This window comes from uncultured Mailhella sp. (assembly GCF_963931295.1).
Classification (GTDB): Bacteria; Desulfobacterota; Desulfovibrionia; order Desulfovibrionales; family Desulfovibrionaceae; genus Mailhella.
Genome location: NZ_OZ007001.1, coordinates 1,424,081 through 1,444,774, shown reverse-complemented (window position 1 = coordinate 1,444,774; position 20,694 = coordinate 1,424,081). Strand labels below are relative to the sequence as shown.

Here is a 20,694-nt window from a genome sequence, read left to right as displayed (position 1 = left end):
TCGTACGGCCGTACCGCTGCGTCATCAGCTTTTATACAACATAAATTTATTTGATTTTTTAGTAAGTTAATACTGAATTTGAGGTCGCTCGGTCTGGGAAGATCGCTCCCCGCAAACGAGAAAAAAGCAAAAAAACTTGTCAAAGTTTCTGGAAAGCAGAAGAAAGGGTCCGGAAAGGCGTCGGAGTGCGTCAGCGTATGAGGAATTGTGCTAACCGGATGAAAAAACTGTACGTTTCTGGGAAAGCTGAAGCAGACTTCCCATTTTTCGTGGTCGCGGGCTGAAAGGTGTCCGTTTGGGCTGACTTCGAGCGGAAATTCTCATGCCCGGAGCGGCTTCGGATCCGAAAGGTTCAATAAAAGTATAATGAAATTACATGATTGTTGTTTATAATCCTGGGGACTGCCCGTACAGGGACGGGAATAAAGCGTACGGCACTGAAAAAATTTTTTTCGCGAAAAAAATTTTTTTTTGAAAATGAAACGATCAACAGAGAACTGCCTATTCAATATCTTGAAATAAAAAGAAAAAAAATGAAGGAATCCTCCCGTTGAGATTGCTCTATCAGGCACATGCCGGAATGAGTCGATTTTTTTGATTTTTAATTGTAACTGTCACTAATTATTTATTAAAAATATCAGCTGCCAAAAAAAATTCGAGAAAAATAAACTTGTTGAACTTTTTTTGAATAATATTATTTTGAGTGCCGGTTGCGGGTGCCGCAACGCAAATTATCTTTTTAACAGGGGAGTTTATATGTCAACGAAAGCTGCTTTCAACGAAGACAAAGTAGCCCTCGTATGCGGGTTATTCATCTTCGTGCTGGCACTGGGCAAACTGCTCGGCCTGGATCTCCTGGGTTGGACCCTTAAGGTCGGAATGTGGGTGAGCAACCCCTTTGACGGTTTGTCTTCGGCGACGAAGGGACTCGTGCCCGGCTGGGCTGCGCTTCTTATCACGTACGTCTTCATCACTGCGGTTCTCTCCGTGGGCGTGAAGCTCATGAAAGGCAACGTGAAGAGTTTTGTCGGTTCCTTCACGCTTATCTTCTTCATCGCCATCGCCTGCTACACCGTGGGCGCCAACGCCTACATCGCCGCCAACCCCACCGAACTCGCCAAGATGGGCATTCCGTGGGCCCTGGGCCTCAGCACTGAAGCCGGTCTTATCTGCGCTCTGATTGCCGGTATCCTCATCGGCAACCTGGCTCCCGGTTTCACCGACAGCGTGCGCGAAGCCTGCCGTCCCGAACTGTTCGTGAAGATCGCCATCGTTATCCTGGGCGCCGAACTCGGCGTGAAGGCTGCCGATGCCGCCGGTTTCGCTGGCCACGTCATCTTCCGAGGCCTCTGCGCCATTGTTGAAGCTTACCTGCTCTACTGGGCCGTGGTTTACTACGTTGCTCGTAAGTACTTCAAGTTCAACAAGGAATGGGCTGCTCCTCTGGCTTCCGGCATTTCCATCTGCGGTGTGTCCGCCGCTATCGCCACCGGTGGCGCCATCCGCGCCAGGCCTGTGGTTCCGATCATGGTTTCTTCTCTGGTCGTTGTGTTCACCTGCATTGAAATGCTGCTTCTGCCTTTCCTCGCTCAGCACTTCCTGTACACCGAACCCATGGTGGCCGGCGGCTGGATGGGCCTGGCCGTTAAGTCCGACGGCGGCGCTATCGCTTCCGGTGCCATCACCGAAGCTCTGATCCTCGCCAAGGTTGCCGGTCTCGGCACCCAGTACGAACCCGGCTGGATCGTGATGGTGACCACCACCGTTAAGATCTTCATCGACATGTTCATCGGCGTGTGGGCCCTCGTGCTCGCCTACGTGTGGACTGCCAAGTTCGACAAGACCAACGGCGAACGCACCATGAGCTGGGGCGACGTGATGGACCGCTTCCCCCGTTTCGTGCTCGGCTACCTCGGCACCTTCCTGATCCTCCTGATCATGTGCCTCTCCTCGCCCGAACTGCATAAGATGGGCGGCGCCATGTCCGGTGCCATCAACGGCTTCCGCACCATCTTCTTCCTGCTCACCTTCTTCAGCATCGGCATGGTTTCCAACTTCCGCAAGCTGAAGGAAGAAGGCATCGGCCGTCTTGCCATTGTGTACATCGTGTGCCTCTTTGGCTTCATCATCTGGGTCGGTCTGTTCATCTCCTATGCTTTCTTCCATGGCATGACCCCGCCCATCGTCGGTGCCTAGTCTATTCTTATAAAGGAGCATAAAATGGAAGATAAAGAAGTTAAACTCCATGAAGAAATAAAGAATATGGAGTATGAGCCTCTGGATGAAACCGAACTCAAGCTCATTCACTGGAGCTGGGGTCTTGGCGTCACCCTGCTGGTCGTGCTGTTCCTCATCAGCAAGTTCGTGATGACGACGCACTAAGCCGTTTACTGAACGAATGATTGTTGTGCCGGAAAGAGAAGTATTCTCTTTCCGGCACTTGTTTGGAGTGAGTTATGCCTCGCTATCATCTGCGTTATCTTAAGGGCCCGAACTATACGCTCAATCTGGAATATGACGGCATAGTTGAAGCGCCTTCCTTTGAAGAAGCGCTGCGTCCTCATACGGACTGGCCCATTACGGAAAGTTACGATCACGCCACGGCTACGGCCTGGAATCCCGGCACCTGCATGTACTATCAGGAAATGTGGGAGGCCGCTCTCCTGCCTGACGACAAGAAAGACGCCTCTCCTTCTCAGAACAAGGCCTGACGACGTTTGCGTCGTCCGTCAGAGTTCGCCCTGGAAGGAAGAACTTGTGTCCGTCAGTGGGGACGGATGCATCATCGTTGCGTCGCCGTGAAGGCTTGATCGATGTGATGCGTCTATGCCGACTGTACGGGAGATGGACTGCAGTTTTGACGTCTTCGATCATGTGGAGCTGAAACAAGACGTCGGAAGCAGTCTTGATGTTCGCGTCAGATCGTCGGAAGTTGTATATTTGCAGACTGACTGCGGCGCACTTTCCTGCAGTCATCTGGTTGTCGGTGTACAAATGAAGTGCGCGTCGTCCTAACGTTAATTTTCGCACCGGCTTTGGGCCTCGCTGCGGGCGATTCGTTTTCTAGAGCGAATCGCCCGCAGCGAGGCCTTTTTTAGTTATGATGTCTGACCAGGAGGATGGAGAGTCGTTTTCATGCTGATGAGACTCTCCTAGAGAAGCGATGATGCTTCATGTTGGAAGTTGCTCAGCCTGCGTCCGATGATTCATGTATCAATGAACTTGTTAATGTAAACACAATAACGACTTTAACATATTTTTTCTAATAGCCAGAATTTTTTTTGAATTTGAAAAATAAATATTTATTTTTAGATTTAATAATGGAATGATTTATGATTGTTATGCATATATTATAATGAATGTGGATTATATGGTATAATGTAGTATTTTAAGGTTATGTGCAGAGAAGTATTCTTACGTGTGTTCTTTATTATTAAACAAGACCATATTTTTGAAGTTTCCGGACTACAGTGGCCTGATTGCACCCCAACACCTCTGCCGCTCGACGGGTAGAGGAATAGTATCGCATGACTTCGGACAATAGTTTTCTTTCCGTTTCTTCCACAGCCTCTCGAAGCGTAGGATATTCCTTTCTTTCATCTGATATCTGCTGCTCTGTAATGTACGTCGGCAGAAATTCTGTTCCTATAATGGCGTAAGGACAAAGCACAACAGCGTGTTCTATTGTATTCTGTAATTCTCTCACATTTCCCGGCCATGAATAACTTTGGAGACAGCGAAGAACGGCACGGGAAAGTTGTTTGGATGTATTATATTTTTTGTTGAATAGTTCCATAAAATGCCTGACCAGAGGAAGAATGTCGTGCGTGCGTTCCCGCAGGGGAGGGATATTAAGTTTGATGACATTAAGTCTGTAGTAAAGGTCTTCACGAAAATTGCCGGAACTGACGAGATTTTCCATCGGCTGATTGGTGGCAGTGATGAAGCGCACATTGAGATCCCGTACCTTTGTTCCTCCGACTCGCATGATCTGACGGTTTTGGATGCAGCGCAGCAGTTTTATCTGAACGGAGTAGGGCATGTCGCCTACTTCATCAAGAAAGATGGTGCCGTGATTGGCCATTTCCAGAAGGCCCATCTTCGATGTCGTGGCATTGGTGAAAGCGCCTTTTTCATAGCCGAACAACTCGGACTCTATGAGGTTTTCGGGAATGCTGGCACAGTTGATGATGACATACGGCTCGTTGGCCCTTGGACTCAGCTTATGAATCTGGTAGGCGATGCCGTCTTTCCCTACGCCCGTTTCTCCCAGAATCATGACGGTTGCTTCGCTTTTGGCAACACGTGGCAGAGATTCCATAATGACTTTCATTTGTTCGCTGGCAACGACAAATTCCTTTGTTCGAATCTCATCCATTTCCGTGATGACGGTACTTTCTTTATTTTCCTGCGAATAGGTGGTGATGGGTTCGGCAAATTTACCTATACCCACAATAAATTTTATTTTTTTACTGGAGTCCATCAGCGGATAGGAAGTGAGGGACAGTTTGTTTCCCGTTTTGCTCATGGACAGAGTAAAGGCGATTTTTTTTGTTCGAAGCGTTTCCACAAGAGCCTGCTCGGACACAAAGCCGTTGTCGGCAAGAGAAATGATATTGCGTCCGATAATGGCTTTCGGCTCTTCGCCATACATGGAAACAATGGAATCATTGGCAAAGAGTATGTCGCCCTTGCCATTATTGATCCATACGGAGAAGGGCATGCTGTTGGCCAGTTCCTTCAGAGTTTCCTTGTTCTCCAGGAAAAATTTTTCAAGATCATCCATGTGCATGCCTCCTGATAATGACGAATGATGCATTTTAGCATCGGATAAAAAACGTGATAATATAATATTTATATATAAAACAACTAGTTATTACATAAAAAATAAAAAAATATAGATGCATGAATGTCGTCAAAAAAATGGGAAAATTATATAAAAATATATATAATTTATATATATCAATATATTATAAAAAGTCCAGTATATTCTCGTGATGCATAAATGTTGAGAGAAAATTTCCATTTGTGCAAAAAAAATCATGTCGTCGGTGAAATGAAAAAAATAAAGTTATTTGTAATATTCCGTATTTGTTATATTTTATTTTTTTAACTTCCACGGATTCTTGAGAATAATTTGGTATCATTTTTGCAAGACACAAAATCAGGAGACCGGTTTCGCCGGCATTCCCCGAAAAGAATCACTTTCTAAAAAAGGAATCGGGTAGAATGATTATTGATTTTCGTGTACGTCCTCCTATTCCCAGTTATTTGAACTCTGGAGCCTTCCATGTATGGACCGATCCCGAGCTTGGCTATCAGTGTCAGTGGGAAGGGCGCATCAAAGATCCTTCGATGGACGGTGATATGGACGCATTCGTCAGAGAAATGGACGAAACGGGCATAGACATTGCCGTCATCATCGGTCGCATGAGCAAGTCTCACGACAAGGGCAGCGGAAACATCACGGCCGATGAGCTGGATGCCGTGTGCAAGAAGTATCCCGGACGTTTTATCGGCATGCCGGCGCTCGATCCAGAGGACAAGGACGCCTTTGCTCAGATCGACCATGCTCTGGAACTCGGCATGCCGGCCATTTGCATGGAGCCGTTCTGGTGCCAGACGCCCATGAATCTCAACGACAAGCGCCTTTTTCCTATTTATGAGTATCTTCAGGAAAAGCACATGCTGTTCAACACGACGTTGAACTTCAACTGCGGCTATCATTCTTCCACGAATGATCCTTTCCATCTGGAGCAGGTGGCCAAGGCTTTTCCCGATCTTCCCATTCTCGTTACTCATGCCTGCTGGCCGCGCGGCGTGGAGCTCATGGCCATAGCGGTGCGTTATCCCAACATTTACCTCGTTCCTGAAAGTTATGTCTATTTCCCGTTTGTGAATACGGTGAAAGACCAGATGATCATGTACAACCATATGCTTCAGGATCAGGTGCTGTTCGGAAGTTCTTATCCCATCCGAGGCTTCAAGCAGTCGTTGCAGCATTCGCTTGATCTGGACTGGCTGCCGGAACCCAGAGAAAAGTTTCTCTGGAAGAACGCCGCCCGCCTGCTGAACTTGAAACTCGTTTCTGCCGATGACTGATACCGCAGCACTTCTGCGTTTTTTCCCGGAGGTTTGTTATGATTATTGACTTTCGTGTGCGTCCTCCCTTCAAGAGTTTTCGTGAAACCGGTTTGTTCAAGGCCTGGATATCTCCGCCTCCCGGCCCCTTCACGCTGATGTCGGAAGGGCGTGAATATGTTCCTTCGGTCGTTACCGGCGACTATGGTCAGTTCATGGCCGAAATGGATGAGGCCGGCGTGGATCTCGGCGTCATCGTGGGGCGTGTGACGAAAACGACTTCCGTAGGATCCGGCAATGTCACGCCGGAAGAAATCCTCGACTTTATGAATCTGTATCCGGGGCGCTTCGTCGGCATGCCCGCGCTTGATCCGACGGCCCCCGATGCCTTTGCTCAGATTCGTCGCATGAAGAGCCTTGGCATGAAGGGCATATGTGTCGAGCCGTTCTGGCTGGATAAGTGCTATCGAGTCAATGATCCGAGCCTTATGGACTTCTATCGCGCGGTGGCGGCCGAAGGTCTTATTCTCGTCATTACGCTGAACTGGCTCTGTGGCGAAGACACCAGCTGGAACGATCCCAAGGATATTGAGGACATTGCCATCGCCTGTCCCGACATGCCCATTGTCGTTCCTCATTCCTGCTACCCGAAGCTGGTGGAATTTATGGGTATCTGTGTGCGGTACAAGAATATTTATTCTCTGCCCGACAGCTACTTCTATTTCCCGTTCATCAACACCGTGGATGACCAGATTATGATGTACAACCACATGCTTCAGGATCAGGTGTTGTACGCAAGCTCTTATCCCATTCGTGGACTCAGCCAGGCGCTGAGGGAATCTCTGGATCGGCCGTGGCTTCCCATTCCCCGGGAAAAGTTTCTCTGGAAGAATGCCGCCCGCCTTCTGCATCTTAAATTGAGCATCGGCAACTAAGATAGAAATATCGACGCTTCGGGAGCGGATCATGCTTTCGAGCACGATCTGCTCCCGGACAATATGCATAATTTATCGGGAAAAGAGGTTCACATGCGCGTCATTGCTATTAATGGAAGTCCACGAAAAAATTTCAATACGGCAACGTTGCTTCAGCATGCTCTTAAGGGAGCGGAGGAAGCCGGTGCGGAAACGGCCATATATCATATTGGAAGCATGATTTTCAGCCCTTGTCGGAGTTGTTTCATATGCAAGAGCAGAAAAAGACCTCAGACGGGAAAGTGTGCTTTACAGGATGATCTTACGCCTGTTCTGAAAGATGTACTGGAAGCAGATGCCGTACTGTTGGGGACGCCCATATATTTTTATACTGAATCGGCGGCGTTCAGGGCTTTCATGGAACGCCTCCTTTTCCCTCTTTCTCAATATTCAAAAGGAGAGCGTTCTCTTTATCAAGGTGTTAAGCCGATAGGTCTCATTTACACTATGAATATTACGGATGAAGAAGTTGTTGCAAGACAGCCTCCGTTTCCGAGTCCTTTTTCCTTGGATATTGTAGTCAAAACAGAATATTTCTTTAGGCGTGTTTTTAGATCTTGCACCACAATGCTGTGCACCGATACGATGCAGGTTAAGGATTACAGCGCCTATCATATGGAGCTGTTCGACGCTTCGGAAAAACTTAAACGTCATAAGGAAGTGTTTCCTAAAGACTGTCAAAAGGCATTTCTGCTTGGTAAGTCTCTTGCGGAAGGTACCGTATAGATGATTTAAGGAGTAGTTCGTGGGTAAGATTTTGAAACTGTTTGATGTAGTAATCACAGGTATAGGGATTTTATCCCTCGTCTGTCTTATTACGATTGCATTTATTCAGGTAATATTTCGGTATGTTCTGAATAATGCACTTCCGTGGCCCGAGGAAGTGTGCCGGTTCATATTTATTATTCTTGCTTATACGGGCATGGCCATGACGATGAAGACAAACGGGCATCTTCGTGTCGACGTCATACTCTCATTTGCAAATCATACTGTAAAGAAAATACTCAATATTATAACAATGATTTTTACATTTATATATTGTATAATAGGTGCTTATTTAACATATTATATGCTTGTTGCAATCAAAGATATGGAACAAATGGCGTCAACTGTTAATATTCCTGTATATATCACATGGATACCTATTCCTGTATGTCTGACAGTTACTGCAATATATGCAGTTGTTCAGCTGTATGCATATGCAAGAGACAAAAAAGATAACTAGGAAAGGGAGTTGATGTCATGGATCCCGTTCTCATTACGTTATTTTCTGTGCTTATTGTTGGCCTGATATTGTCCCTGCATATAGGTGCAGCCATCGGTCTGGCGGTACTCGCAGCCATCTGGGTGGGAGAGCTCGAACCGGCGCTGTTTGCGCAGAAAATGTACTCGGTATTTAATTCCTTTCCGCTGCTGGCGCTTCCGTTCTTTGTATGTGCCGGCGACATCATGCAGCGCGGCAGCATGGCAGGCGCTCTGCTCAAACTTTCCCGCACGCTGGTAGGACATATTACCGGAGGCCTGTCCCTGGTATCCGTGCTTACCTGTCTGTTCTACGGGTCGCTGTGCGGTTCTCCGCCCGCCACTGTGGCTGCCGTAGGCGGCATTATGATTCCCGCCATGGAAAAGGAGGGCTATTCCAAAGCGTATGCGACGGCCGTCAATACGGCATCGGGCACGCTAGGCGCTCTTATTCCTCCTTCGACGGCGCTTATCATCTATGGTGCAACGGCGGGGGTTTCCATCAGTGATCTGTTTATTGCCATCATTGTTCCCGGCTGCATCCTCGGCGTTGCCTTCATGGTCATAGGAACGATCATTTCCGGTGTCAGAGGCTATGGCATCAAAACTCCCCGTGCTTCCTTTAAGGAAAGAATGGAAGCTCTGTGGGAAGCGAAATGGGCGCTCATGGTTCCCGTTCTTGTTCTTGGCGGCATTTATACGGGCATTACCACGCCTACGGAAGCCGGCGTTGTTGCTGTCGTCTATGCGTTGTTTGCCGAAACCTTTATTACCAAGACCATGACCTGGAAGAAAATTGTGGAAATTTTTTCTTCCACCGTGCGTACTACGGGCATGATGTTTTTTGTCATCACTGCCGCTACGGCCATGGGAACCATACTCGTGTACTTTAATGCCGATACCGTGGTTGCTGAGATGCTTTCGGGCATTACCACCAACAAGTATGTCTTAATCTTCCTTGTCTGCACGCTGCTCATCATTCTGGGAACCTTTATGGAAACGGTGGCCATGATCATGATTATGACCCCCATACTGTTGCCCATGATGATGAACAGTGGAGTGGATCCCATCCAGTTCGGCGTCATTATGACGTTCGGCGTGATTCTTGGAAACATCACTCCGCCTGTAGGAATGAATCTTTATGTCGGCTGCGCCATCAGTGATATCTCCTTTGCTATGCTCAGCCGTGCAATTCTGCCCTTCATAGCCACCATGGTTGGATGTTTCTATCTGATTTCATATGTCCCATTTTTCTCTATGTGCCTGCTTTAACAGTAAATTAAGGAGTACGCATGAACAAGCTCTTCAAATCCGTTGTCTGTGCCCTCGCGATTGCCAGTCTGTTTTCCGCCGGCACGGCGTTTGCGGCCCCTAAAGTCATCAAGGTAACGACGCATTCTTCCATGTCCGGCGCTATTTGCCGCTCTCTCGTGGAGATGAAGCAGTTCATTGAGGAGAAAACGAACGGCAAGTATCGCATGGACATTTACGATCAGTTCAAGCTGGGCACCATGGAAGAAGCGTATCAAGGAATGGGGTTTGGCACGGTTCATATGCTGGTGGAAGGGGCTTCCAATATAGGCACCTTCATGCCGGAGCTGAGCATGCTTGATCTCGGATTTTTGTTCCCCAACTCCGATGTCGCAGATAAGGTTTTGAGCGGCCCTGTGGGGCAGAAGATCTGTGCGGCCGCGGCCAACAAGGCCGTGACTCCGCTTGTGTTTGTACGATACAGTTTTCGCAAGCCCTTCCTCACCAAGGACATCAACAGCATAAATGATCTTAAGGGCGTCAAGATTCGCGCTTCGTCTTCCCCCATGCATATGGCGCTTCTGGAGCATATGGGCATGAATCCCGTACCCATGCCCGGTTCCGAGGTGTATACCGGACTTCAGCAGGGCGTCATCGACGGCTTTGATGTGGACGCTCCTTTCGGCGTGAACAGCAAATGGTATGAGGCGGCAAAGTCCATAGCTCTGATCGATCACACCTACTGTGCGCAGATTTTGTATACCTCCACGAGATGGTGGAACAAGCTTCCTGCGGAAGACAAGCCCATTTTTGAGGAAGCGGTGAAGGTTTTTGCCAAGGCTCAGTATAAGAATCAGCTTGAAGACGAAGCCCGGGCGGAAGAAGCCTTCAAGAAGGCGGGTCTCAAGATTTATGTGCCCACCGATGCGGAAATGGCTCAGCTTCGCGAACAGTGCAAGGATATTTATAAGCAGTTCCCCAAGGTAAACCTGGAGCTTCTGAATGAGCTCAAGGCTGAAGTAGCTCGCGTGTCTGCTGCCGAGTAATATGTTGAGTAAGAGCCTGTTCTTATGAGAATAGGCTCTTTTTTAAAATTTTTCGGCGAAGTTTTCCTGCCGGCGCGCTGTCTTCGTATGAAGAACATCGCTTTTGTATTCCAATCTTCATTGTCGTCGAATGAAAAAATAAAAATAATGCACACTCTGAAGTGATTGCGTTGGCAGGCTCCGGCATGAACTTTGCGACGGGATACGGTCGGTGCGAACGTTGCTTTCATGATGACGTGTGGCGGTTGTCGTGAGAATGCGGAATTCGCGTCAGACCTGAAGGAGATGTTATGCCCGATCTTTTTTCTCCTATCAGCATTAGAAGTCTTACCTTGAAGAATCGCGTCATGATGGCGCCGATGGAAAACGGCATGGCTCATACCGGAGGTATGGTCAGCGAGCGTCTCATTCATTTTTTTGAAGAGCGCGCACGTCACGGTGTGGGGATCATTATGACCGGTTCCGTGACGATAGCTCCGGAAGGAGCCGGTCTTCCCGCTCAGATTGCCATTTATGATGAGAAGTTTTTACCTGGTCTGAAAGCCCTTTGTGATGCCGTACATAAGGCGGGAGCAAAGATCGGCGCGCAGATTTATCATGCCGGGCGTCAGGCTACGGAGGTGATTACCGGCCTTACGCCTGTGGCGGCCTCTGCCATTCCCTGCGCCATTCTTGGAAATCATCCCAGAGAGCTCGCGAAGGAAGAGCTGCCGGGGCTGGTGGAAAAATTTGCTGTTGCCGCGGACAGAGCCGTGCGCGCCGGTTTTGATCTCATCGAGGTGCATTTCGCTCACGGCTATCTGCTGGCAGGATTTCTTTCACCGCATTCCAATCACAGAAAGGACGAGTACGGTGGAAGTCTTGAGAACCGCTGCCGTTTTCCGTTGGAAGTTTTAAAAGAGGTTGTTCGCGTCGTGGACGGGCGTGTGCCCGTGACCATCCGCATTTCGGCCCAGGAATTTTTGGACGACGGACTTCAGTTTGAAGACGTGAAGGCCATCTGCCGCCGGGCTGAGGAGTGCGGGGCGCAGGCGGTAAGCGTGACGGCCGGCTGCTATGATTCCGTGTACACGAGCATACAGCCCATGTATGTACCACGAGGCTTTCTTATTCCTTATGCTGAGGAGCTGAAAAAAACGCTTTCCGTTCCGGTTATTGTGGCGGGAAGACTCAATAGTGGAACGCTCATTAAAGAGATCGTGTCTGACGGCAAGGCCGATATGGTGGCTGTCGGCCGTGGATTCTTTGCTGATCCGGAACTCGTGGAAAAGCTGCAAAGCGGAGCCTTCGACGATATTCGCTATTGTGTTGCCTGTAATCAGGGATGCTGTGACCGTATTTTTGTCGGCGAGGCTGCGACGTGCATGTTGAACGCGCGGGCGTCTTTCGAGATGGAGCGAAACATTGTTCCGGCGTCTTCACCGAAGAAAATAGCTGTTGTCGGCGGCGGACCTGCCGGAATGGAAGCTGCGCGGGTTGCGGCTCTGAGAGGGCACCAGGTAGTCGTATATGAGCAGGAAGCATTGCCGGGAGGAAAGCTGCCGCTGGTGGCGGCTCCTCCGGAAAAGGGAGATTTTCTGCTTTTTCTTGATTACCTTCGGCATCAGCTTGTCCGGCTGGGGGTCCCTGTCGTCAGACGCAGAGTGGAAAAGCCGGAAGATCTGCAGGACGACAGCCCCGATGCGATTGTCATTGCAACGGGAGCGCGACAGGTTATGGTGCCTGTTCCCGGACACGACCTTCCTCTGGTCGTGATGGCCGAGGATATTCTTTCCGGCAAGGCGTCGTTCGGGCAGAAGATTGTTGTTGTCGGCGGCGGACTGGTTGGCGTGGAAACGGCGCATTTTCTGGCCAGTCGCGGGGCGCATGTCGTTATTGTGGAGATGCTGGATGGCATAGCCCGGGAAGCTGGCCCGACGTATGTACAGCATATTCATGACACCATGAAAAAGTATCATATCGACATTTATACGAATACCAGAATCGAGCGCATCCTGAGAGACGGCATTGAGTTTCAGGGCAAAAAGGAGCCGGCGGATACGGTCGTCATTGCGGCGGGATATCGTTCAAATAATGCAATTGTCGATGTCATGCGCAAGCAGTATTCGGATGTTTATGTAATAGGAGATGCCAGAAGTCCTAAAAATATTTTTCAGGCCGTTCATGATGCCTTCTTATGTGCGGAAAAGTTGTAACAATATAATATTTCATATGATTATATGATATAAATATCTCATTCTTTCTTGTCATATAAATACGGGAGAAGGCGATCGCAACAGAAGTTCGGTTGCCTTCTCTCAAAAATGACTGTTTTATTATTGTCATAAACAAACGGGCCTCCATGTCGAAACATGGAGGCCCAAAAATTTATGGAGCCAGCTTGGAGACTTGAACTCCAGACCTACTGATTACGAATCTCTAGGTGTATACTTTTATACGGCTTCACTATGAGCAGGTAATATACAATTTTTATAAATAATTATGCTATACAATAAACAAAATTTACTTCATTCAGAGTCATTGACTTTACCTCTCTTTCACGCGAAAATTAGGGAGAAATAAGGGAGAATGCTGGACTAGTGACTTTGCCCATGGCAACCTCACTTGATGCGATAGAAGTCTGGAGGTAACAGTGAGTGGTCAGAAATGGATTACGGAGGAGCGTGGCATCCGCTACTACGAGCACGAAACGCGAATGCATGGAAAGAGACGGGATCGGTATTATACGCTCCGCTTCACTGTCGATGGTAAGCAGATAGAAGAAGGTCTCGGTTGGTTATCAGACGGCTGGACGCTGACAAAAGCCCGCATAGAACTTGCGAAGCTCAAAGAAGCCAAACGGATAGGCAATGGGGCAGTTACTCTTCGGCAAGCTCGCGACGAAGCAAGGAAGAAACGGACTGAAGCGGAAAAGGCTGAAGCTCAAGAACGGGCTACTAAGATCACAGTCGATGACTTTTGGAGCAGCACCTACAGACTTACCCAGGGCCATAAAAAGGAAAGCACGATAAAAAAAGAGGAAGACTTATACACACGGTGGTTGAAACCATACTTCGGCGAAAAGCCATTGATTGAAATCAATGAAGAGCAACTTGAAAATCTGAAACAGACTATGCTTGCCGATGGGAAATCTCCTCGGACTATCGAATACGCTTTGGCAATTTTTTCCCAGATCTGGCATCTGGCTAATCGCCGAGGTATCGTCTCTGGTATCCCGCCTACTCGAAACGTCAAAATCCCAAAATTTGATAATCGCCGAATGCGTTTCCTAAGCAGAGAAGAAGCGAAGACACTGCTTCAGGCATTGAAAATAGTGTCCTCTGACTTGTACACTACGGCGTTGCTTTCTCTTGCCTGTGGACTGAGAGCTGGTGAAATTCACGCTTTGATTTGGGCTGACGTAGACTTCTCCAATGAAATTCTATTAATCCGTGATCCTAAAAGTGGCAAGAACCGTCATGCGTATATGAGTCCGGAAGTGAAAGTTGTTCTCGAAGGTAAATTCCACGGCCAGCAGCCCGGAGAGCTTGTTTTACCTGCTAAAACAGGAGGACAGCGGGGGCAGGTATCAAAAGTTTTTGACAGGATAGTCAAAGAGCTTGGATTCAATGATGGAATTGCAGATCCACGCCAAAAGGTCGTCTTCCATACACTCCGACACACATTTGCTTCATGGCTTGTACAGCAGGGGACGCCTCTTTATACGGTCTCTGAGCTGATGGGACACTCTTCTCTTGCCATGACACAACGCTACGCTCATCTTGCTCCTGATGGAACGCGAATTTCAGCCATGCGAATCAATGACATTCTAAAATAATTTTTAGGTAACTATGCAGCGAGGGGATTAGCTTATAGAAACAAATAATTTCAAATAGTTATCTATACTTTGTTTTTGAAGTATAAAAAAACAACTTTATTTCAAAAAAAACAACTTCCGTTTTTGGAAGTTGTTTTTTTTATGTAAAAATCCCCTTATTTTTCAGCCTATTTTAGAAAAAAACAAAAAAACAAAAAAACAGGAAAAAAATACAGATTTTGCGAAATATATTTTTTTATTTTTTACTCATAATATGCAGAAAACCATCTGCGTTTCGAAAATAAGAAAAAGGAGTAGAAAATGAAAACTTTTATTTATTCTTGGAACAGAAACAAAAGTAATAGCACTTGGAAATTTATTGAAAACAGTAGTGAGGCAAGACAAAAGGCCATTGAAGAAGGTGCAACAGATTTCAGCATATTGTCCTTTGAATATGAGCCCACAACAGAACGCCTTCATCCTTTACGTTTCGGGGACCTGTTCATTGACTCTGATTCAAAAAAGTCTCCATTTTTAGCTGTCAAAGAAATATATCTCTTCTGCCGGTATTATTATGAGGTTTGGGATATAAATCCGAAACAATTTATCATTTGGCTTTCTGGTGGAAAAGGTTGTCATTTACAGATACCAGCCATCATCTTTTCGGGAAATGAAAATATTTTTATAAAAAATATGTGTATCGAAAAGGGATTATGGTAAACAAACGAGGACAATATAAATACTACCTACAGTAAATCATATAAAAACAGATATATATTGCGACAAGAAAACAATAGAGAGAAGTACAGGCTTACTGTCTGTACTTCTCTTTTTTATTACTCAGGAGCCCTTATGACTCAATCCACTGATATCACTAAACTTTCTCAGGCTATGCTCATCGTCCAACAGCAACTTCAACCGGCTATAAAGGACGCCAAAAATCCATTCATCGGCAACGAATACGCTACCCTCAATTCGGTCATGGAATCCTGCCGCAGCCTTCTTTCTTCCCAAGGCATCTGGCTTACCCAACTCCCATGTCCTGCTCCTGTAGAACTCGGGACAGGGCATATCGGATTAGAAACAAGGCTTATACATGCGGAATCTGGTCAATGGATTTCCAGCACAGCCATCATCCCTCTGACGAAAAATGATCCACAGGGAATGGGCAGTGCTATCACCTATGCCCGGCGGTACTCCCTGTGCTCCATCCTCGGTATCGTGACGGAAGATGATGACGGTAATGCTGCCTCAATTCCTACAAAACAGGCCAAAACGCGAATAAAGCCCGTAGAAGCCATACAGAGACAAAAAGTGGAATCAGACGGCTCTTTATCCACGAACAAAATTTTAGACGCCTCAAATCGCCCCGTATCGCTTCACCAAAATCTGCCCAAAATCGATGGCGTGAGCTTCAGGACGGTTCAGGCTGAGGACGGAAGAAGATGCATCGTGGCGTCTGGAAAAACTCTGGAGAAAAGGAATTGGCCAGGGATTCATGGTTCAAGTGGGATTCGCAGCAAAGGATCTGGTGGAAATACGATGATGCCGCATAATTTTTCTTTCGACTTGCATGAAGAGCTGTCCTCCACCGGGGCAGCTCTTCTTTTATGGGAGACCGCCATGGAACCTGATACTCGTGGCCAGAAACAGCTCAACATTATCGCCATGGACTAGATATTGTCGTCAATTAACTTTCAATTTCGCAGAACGCTGCTATCATCCTTATAGAAGGAGAGGGATATGCAGTGCGCACATCGTCGTCATGACATATCAGACAGAGTTTAAAAGCTTTTAAAAATATCATTCGGGGCAATAAGGCACGCGGGGCGTAACTGCCCGCGACAATCGATGCTTTCTTAACGTTGTTTTTTGGATAGTTCGCACAGGAGCGCCGTGGAGAAATTTGCCTCCTGATTATGGAGACTGGAAAAATACTCATCGTCGATTTTGTCGCTGGAGAGATCGCGGGGTTCGGGAGCAGGTTCCGGAAGTGGTCATCGTTGAACCTGATTTTGAATGGCTCATGATAGATGCAAGCCACTGCAAGATTCATCCGCATGCCGCAGGAGCGGTAGGAGGCAATCAGGATATGCGCCGTACAAAGGGTGGGCTCAACACAAAAATACATTTGGTCGTGGATACGCATGGTATGCCGGTCAGAATCCTTGTTCCAGCAGGTACCATTGCGGATTGCTCTCAGGCTTGCAGGCTTGTGGAGTGAATAACGACTGAATATCTTCTTGCGGCCAAAAGATATGACAATGATGCTCCGGCAGGATTGCTCAAGAGAGAGAGACGGCATCCGACCGGACATTATCTTCCCCCGGAAAAATCATAACCGCCTGAATGTGTATGCCGTTATCTCGTCAAAAATTCTTTTTGGAAATCGAAGCGTCGGCGAGGAATTGCCTCACGCTATGCCTCAAAATACTGCTTCATTCCCGGCGGCAGCCCATATCAGGTGCATCACCATTCTGGTTAAAATTAAATGACGATGCGATCTAACTTTCACTCGTAGAGCTTCCGCAATTTTCTCCAAAGTGTCGTTCTTGAAATCCCCAACTCTCGGGCAATCAATGCACGATTCCCATGCAGTCTGTCAAAAGCTTCTAAAAGTTCTTGACGTTCCCTTTCCTCTCTCGAAACTGAAGGCTCCACGCTTCGTTCGTGAAAATTCGACAGGTTGAAAATGTCGCCAAGAGTGATGGGACGTTTCAAATATTGGCTCAGTGCGACATAGCGGCGCACTACGTTCTCCAGTTCCCGCATATTTCCCGGCCAGTTGTAGGATCTCAGATGGCTGAGCAAAGAACACAGACGCTTCTTATCTGAAGCTGAAGAATCCGGAGCCTTCTTGACAAGCAGTTTTTCAACAATGTCCCCAAGCTGATCGGCATAATCACGTAGCGGCAACATATGGACATGAAAGATATTCAGTCGATAATACAGATCGCTTCTGAAACGGTGCTCCTCCACTTCGTGTTTCAAATTCTTATTGGTAGCCGCAATAATACGAACATCCACGAAAGATTCAAAAACAGCACCCAACCTGCGGACTCTCCTGGTCTGAAGCACCCGAAGCAGTTTCCCCTGAAGATTCAAAGGCAGTTCGCCTATCTCATCAAGAAAAAGCGTTCCTCCCTGCGCCGACTCAAACAGTCCAGGAGCGCCGTTTTTCCTCCCTCCGGTAAAGGTTCCGGGTTCATAGCCGAATAGCTCGCTTTCCATAAGAGTTTCAGGAATGGCAGCGCAGTTTATGGCAAGAAAAGGTCTCCTTTTCCGCCTGCTGGCATTATGTATGCTGCTGGCCATAACTTCCTTGCCTGTGCCGCTTTCTCCGGTAATGAGCACGGTCTCGTCCGTAAGAGCAAAACACCTCGCTTGTTCCTTCAGCGCGCGAAAACGTGGAGTATCCCCCAGAAAATCATCAAAAGAATATCTTGCACCATCTTCTTCCTCAGAAGAAGGTCTTCGGTACGCTTCTTCTATTTTCTTTATTTTCTCCAGCGATCGAAAAGAGCCTACACAACCAGAAAGAATTCCATTGACAGAAAGAATACTGTAATCTCCAATTATTTTCTGTGATTCATGCATAACATTCTCAATAGATTCTTTATTAATCAATACCTTATCAAAATAGTTATCATGTAAAAAAAATCGTGGTTTTTTTCCAATAACTGCCTTAGCGTCTCTTTTAAACATCATCTCAGCGCTATTATTGAAAAAAGTTACTTTATTTTCACTATTAACAACGACAACAGCATCAGAAAATTGTTTCAAAATAAGATTAGTATCATAGTTTACATTACGTGTAAATTTTCTTGTATCGGCAATTGAAACGGCTCGTAGTATAGTTTTTCTAAGAGTCGTCAAATTAATTTCCAACGGAAAAACAGAAAAACCTTCATCCTTTGCCAGATTACAGATGTACCCTCCCCCTACTATGGCTAGTACTCCTCGTCCTTTTAAAGATCTAAGTATTTTTTGATTGGTGCTGTCATCTTCTCCAAAAAGAAAGTTTATGAACTGCTGCCCGACCATTTCTTTGATATCTTGGATACGAGGGTTTTCCTCTTTATAGTGAGCCAAAGCTACGCTTCCGGGACAGAGGATCAGTGCATTTCGAAGTCCTTTGATGATATCGATGTTATTATATTCTATAGGAAGAATTGGTAACTTATTCTGAACTTTACTTTCAATAAGGCTGGCCATCCCTGGCATAGTCAGAATTACTTCTGTAGTTCCTGAAAGCTCTTCTGACACGAATTTAAGCACTCTCGTTGTACTTTGCCCCCAAAAAATATCAATACGATCAAGCCCCTCGTCGTCAATGATCTTTTCTGTTTTCTGCACAAGAGCACGTTGAGTAGCGATGATAAGAATATCCTTCATTTTCCCCCTCTCAATTCCGCTGCGAGACCTTCAGATGTTTCAAAATTGTTTCGATCATCTAAAACATTTAGTTTCATTTTGCAACAAAATCAATGAAAAAGAGATTAGCGGTGAAAAATAAAACTCTTATTAAGTCAGTGAGATAACATCTTGGCACAAAAATTGCTTAATTGAGGAAAACTTTTACTTTCAGGAGTTCTTATGATTCCCAATACTGAACAGAAAAGTGCGGACGTTCTGGTTCTTGGCGGCGGCATAGCAGGCTGTATGGGTGCCTGCGCGGCAGCAATGGAAGGTCGCAGCGTCATTCTTGTGGATAAGGCCTATGTCGGCGGCAGCGGTGAAAGCTGCTTTGCCGCCGGAGACATTCTGTACTTCGACCCCGAAGAAGACGACATTCACGAATGGCTGGAACGCTGGAACAAAAACGGGAACGGGATGTTCGATCCGGAATGGATGGAATGGTACGCCCACAGCTCCACTGAAATCATCAATATGATGAATGACTGGGGCATGGATTTTGAAAAGGATGCCAACGGCAAATTCAAACGCAAGCCCGGACGCGGCCATAACCATGCAGTTGTCTTTCCCGGCTTCAAGATGATGAAAAAGTTGCGTGCAAGACTACAGAAGCTGGGTGTGACCATTGTTGATCGCGTTCAGATAACCGATCTTCTCACGAATGGCGATCAGGTCGTCGGAGCCACGGGCTTCAATGTCCGCACCGGACAGTTCCATGTTTTCAATGCCAAAAACACCATTCTCAGCACCGGCAGCTGCAGCTTCAAGGGACAATATCATGGCCAGGACATGGAGTCCGGTGAGGGGAACACCATGGCGCTCCAAGTGGGGGCAGAGTTTACCAACATGGAATTCTCCAACACATACAACTCCACGGCCAAAGACTTTGACATCTGCGGTATGAGCCGTTTCCAGCGTCTCGGTGGTCGCTTCACCAACGCTCTCGGCGAACCTTTTATGGAGAAATACGACCCCGTCAACAAGGAAGGTGCGCTTCTTCATATTCTTGTCCGTGCCATGACCATGGAAGTCCAGGCAGGTCGCGGCCCCATCTACTTCAATCTCAAGAACATGAACGAGGAAGATCGGGAACTGAGCTATCGCATCGTTCCAACATTCTTTGCCGCGTGCAAGGTCTGCGGGATAGACCCTTTCAAAGATTCTGTGGAGTGGATTCCCGGCTTCATGGGTTCTTCCAGCAGCGGCAGTGGTCTTACCCTCAAGTCCTTTGACTGTGACACCACAGTGCCCCGTCTCTTTGCCGCTGGCGACATGGCCAATCAGGGCCTTCTCATCGGCTCCATTGCCGGTGCTGGTGCCGTTCATCTCGGCTGGGCAACGATAACCGGATTCCGTGCAGGTCAGGGAGCGTCCAAGGCATGCGAAACGACGGAACTTCTTCCCGTTGACAATGCCCAAGTAGAGTCCATCAAGGAAAAGACCTTCGCCAAGCTCGGCCATGAGGGCCATCTCTCGATAGACGATGCGATCTACCGTATTCAGTCCTACGTCATTCCCGCGAAATACAATATTATCCGCTGCGGCGAAGCTCTCGAGGAGGCACTGACAGCCTTGGACGAAATTGAGCGGGATATCGAAAAGGAAATCGTTGTCCGCAATACCCATGAACTCATGCTCTATCATGAACTTCGTGGTATGCTGACCACCGCCCGTCTTACCTTCACCAGTGCTCTGGCCAGAAAAGAAAGCCGCGGATCGCACTATCGTACGGATTATCCCGATATGAAAAGTGAATGGAATGTATGGCTCAAATCTAGGCTCAAGGATGGAAAAATCGAAATCACTCAGGAACCCATCCCGACCGACAAATTTGAACGTTACGGCCTTCCCGTCTATCCGCTCTAAGTCGAGCTGACCTACATACAAC

The 20,694-nt window shown here is 47.3% G+C and carries 16 protein-coding genes and 1 pseudogene; 15 read left to right on the top strand and 2 right to left on the bottom strand.

All coding sequences use genetic code 11. The features are described from left to right. Positions 1–756: 756 nt before the first annotated feature. The 3 genes from ABGT79_RS05915 to ABGT79_RS05905 all read left to right on the top strand — a co-directional run bounded on the left by ABGT79_RS05915 (position 757) and on the right by ABGT79_RS05905 (position 2,711). Positions 757–2,196: a putative sulfate exporter family transporter gene (locus tag ABGT79_RS05915; protein WP_346665417.1), complete on the top strand. Its 1,440-nt coding sequence runs from the start codon at positions 757–759 to the stop codon at positions 2,194–2,196. Positions 2,197–2,220: 24 nt separating this feature from the next. After that, positions 2,221–2,382 carry a bacteriocin-type signal sequence gene (locus ABGT79_RS05910; RefSeq protein ID WP_294484055.1) on the top strand — a complete coding sequence of 54 codons (162 nt, stop codon included), beginning with the start codon at positions 2,221–2,223 and terminating at the stop codon, positions 2,380–2,382. Between the two features lie 74 nt (positions 2,383–2,456). Continuing rightward, positions 2,457–2,711, top strand: coding sequence for a hypothetical protein (locus ABGT79_RS05905; RefSeq protein WP_346665416.1), 255 nt, complete (start codon positions 2,457–2,459; stop codon positions 2,709–2,711). A 722-nt stretch (positions 2,712–3,433) separates the two neighbouring features. On the opposite strand, the gene ABGT79_RS05900 is transcribed toward ABGT79_RS05905, so the two are convergent. Beyond that, positions 3,434–4,786, bottom strand: a complete 1,353-nt coding sequence (locus ABGT79_RS05900) for a sigma 54-interacting transcriptional regulator (protein WP_346665415.1) — start codon at positions 4,784–4,786, stop codon at positions 3,434–3,436. 443 nt (positions 4,787–5,229) lie between these two features. Between ABGT79_RS05900 and ABGT79_RS05895 the strand changes: the two genes are divergently transcribed. The 11 genes and pseudogenes from ABGT79_RS05895 to ABGT79_RS05845 form a co-directional block, all read left to right on the top strand. Continuing rightward, positions 5,230–6,102, top strand: a complete 873-nt coding sequence (locus ABGT79_RS05895) for an amidohydrolase family protein (RefSeq protein WP_346665414.1) — start codon at positions 5,230–5,232, stop codon at positions 6,100–6,102. A 38-nt stretch (positions 6,103–6,140) separates the two neighbouring features. Next, positions 6,141–7,016 (top strand): amidohydrolase family protein, encoded by an 876-nt coding sequence (locus tag ABGT79_RS05890; protein WP_346665413.1) that lies wholly within the window; start codon positions 6,141–6,143, stop codon positions 7,014–7,016. A 93-nt stretch (positions 7,017–7,109) separates the two neighbouring features. Beyond that, entirely contained in the window at positions 7,110–7,781 is a 672-nt protein-coding gene (locus ABGT79_RS05885) for a flavodoxin family protein (protein ID WP_346665412.1), read from the top strand. 19 nt (positions 7,782–7,800) lie between these two features. Then, positions 7,801–8,280, top strand: coding sequence for a TRAP transporter small permease (locus tag ABGT79_RS05880; RefSeq protein ID WP_346665411.1), 480 nt, complete (start codon positions 7,801–7,803; stop codon positions 8,278–8,280). Between the two features lie 17 nt (positions 8,281–8,297). Next, complete coding sequence (locus tag ABGT79_RS05875; protein WP_346665410.1) at positions 8,298–9,569, top strand: TRAP transporter large permease; 1,272 nt, start codon at positions 8,298–8,300, stop codon at positions 9,567–9,569. 20 nt (positions 9,570–9,589) lie between these two features. Next, positions 9,590–10,594 (top strand): TRAP transporter substrate-binding protein, encoded by a 1,005-nt coding sequence (locus tag ABGT79_RS05870; protein ID WP_346665409.1) that lies wholly within the window; start codon positions 9,590–9,592, stop codon positions 10,592–10,594. A 290-nt stretch (positions 10,595–10,884) separates the two neighbouring features. Continuing rightward, entirely contained in the window at positions 10,885–12,789 is a 1,905-nt protein-coding gene (locus ABGT79_RS05865) for an NAD(P)/FAD-dependent oxidoreductase (protein ID WP_346665408.1), read from the top strand. Between the two features lie 437 nt (positions 12,790–13,226). Then, a complete protein-coding gene (locus ABGT79_RS05860; protein WP_346665407.1) occupies positions 13,227–14,411 on the top strand; it encodes a site-specific integrase in 1,185 nt (394 codons plus the stop codon). Between the two features lie 300 nt (positions 14,412–14,711). After that, complete coding sequence (locus ABGT79_RS05855; protein ID WP_346665406.1) at positions 14,712–15,110, top strand: hypothetical protein; 399 nt, start codon at positions 14,712–14,714, stop codon at positions 15,108–15,110. Between the two features lie 132 nt (positions 15,111–15,242). After that, the gene (locus tag ABGT79_RS05850; protein ID WP_346665405.1) at positions 15,243–16,067 is read left to right on the top strand and encodes an ERF family protein; all 825 of its coding nucleotides are present in this window, start codon (positions 15,243–15,245) and stop codon (positions 16,065–16,067) included. A gap of 123 nt (positions 16,068–16,190) precedes the next feature. Then, positions 16,191–16,885: pseudogene (locus tag ABGT79_RS05845) on the top strand (IS5 family transposase); the annotation flags it as partial. A gap of 16 nt (positions 16,886–16,901) precedes the next feature. On the opposite strand, the gene ABGT79_RS05840 reads toward ABGT79_RS05845, so the two are convergent. After that, positions 16,902–18,785: a sigma 54-interacting transcriptional regulator gene (locus tag ABGT79_RS05840; protein ID WP_346665404.1), complete on the bottom strand. Its 1,884-nt coding sequence runs from the start codon at positions 18,783–18,785 to the stop codon at positions 16,902–16,904. 201 nt (positions 18,786–18,986) lie between these two features. Between ABGT79_RS05840 and ABGT79_RS05835 the strand changes: the two genes are divergently transcribed. After that, positions 18,987–20,672 carry an FAD-binding protein gene (locus ABGT79_RS05835; RefSeq protein ID WP_346665403.1) on the top strand — a complete coding sequence of 562 codons (1,686 nt, stop codon included), beginning with the start codon at positions 18,987–18,989 and terminating at the stop codon, positions 20,670–20,672. The last annotated feature ends 22 nt before the right edge of the window (positions 20,673–20,694 follow it).